We start from the raw sequence: 1,242 nt of genomic DNA on the forward strand, positions 1-1,242 counted from the left end.
ATAAGCAAACCCTCAAATTTACCTCGAACCGATTCGTGCAAGAAAACCCGTGGACAGCGCTTGGGTTGAGTGCTTTTGCCGCGATTGCTGTTGCGAAAGCTGGGCGACTGTCTCGCGTCACGTCATCTCTCTCCTCCATCAGTTTGCTGCTCAATGGCGCGATGGATTTGAGTGGTCAGCTAGCCAAATCTTCGTCGTCGTCTGCTGCATCCTCAAAAGAAGCAGGTGAAGAAGCGGCTCAACCATCCGATTTTCCACCTCATCAGTAGAGGACGCGCATGAATGGAAAATTAAACCTTCCCATCAATACCGTGATTGGTGTGTCTCTGCTGGTGTTATTGCTTGTTCCTGCACTCTACTTCGCCAAACCGGTGCTGTTACCTATGGTGATAAGTACGTTCGTGGCACTGCTGTTTAGCCCGCTGATCAATTATTTTGAAGACAAAGGCCTGCCACGCACGATAACCGTGGTGGTGACGTTGACGTTACTGGTGAGTGTTTCAATACTCGGTTTAGCGGCGATATCAGAACCCGCGAAACAATGGTGGGCTGAGTTGCCAAGCATCGTCCAAAACGTTTCGCAGGAAGTGAATGAAGTGACCAAAGCGTCGTCAGAGCACATGAACGCGCCGCTTGAGCTTGCCAGTGACATGAACATTGACGAGATGGGCAACAACACGGTGTTTTCTCTGCTGAAAGCGCTCGCGACCACCACACCAACGCTGTTAACTCAGGCGATGATTGTGCTGTTTATGGTGTATTTCATGCTTAATCATGGTCGAAGTCTGTTTCGTAAATCGGTATCGCGTTTGCGTGGTTTTTCGAAACAACGTCAGGCGGTGGAGTTGGTGCAGGCTCTGCAGAAAGATTTATCGCGCTACATCGGCACCATTACTTTGGTCAATGCGGGTTTAGGCTTGTGTGTAGGATTGGTGTTTTTTGTCCTCGGCCTTGAAGACCCATTTCTATGGGGTGCGTTTGCGGGGGTAATGAATTTCGCGCCGTATTTGGGACCAGTGATTTCGATGGTGAGCTTTGGTTTTGTCGCGTATTTGCAGCTAGATTCGGTCAGTTTTATGCTGACAGTGGTATCGATATATCTGTTGCTGAATTTAATCGAGAGTCAGTTTGTCACCCCAACTTTGCTAGGGAGGCGGTTTAACCTCAACCCGTTGGTCATCTTTATGTGGCTGGTCTTTTGGGGTTGGTTGTGGGGTGGTATGGGGCTGTTGATTGGTGTGC

Annotated in this window: 2 protein-coding genes; both read left to right on the forward strand. The window is 49.4% G+C overall.

The window, feature by feature from the left end:
- The coding region (locus tag R8N28_RS25510) for a hypothetical protein (protein WP_318183697.1) at positions 1 to 269 on the forward strand (269 nt) is incomplete at its 5' end.
- A 9-nt stretch (positions 270 to 278) separates the two neighbouring features.
- A partial coding sequence (locus R8N28_RS25515) for an AI-2E family transporter (protein ID WP_318183698.1) occupies positions 279 to 1,242 on the forward strand: 964 nt, incomplete at its 3' end.

This window comes from Vibrio sp. Vb1554 (genome assembly GCF_033344235.1).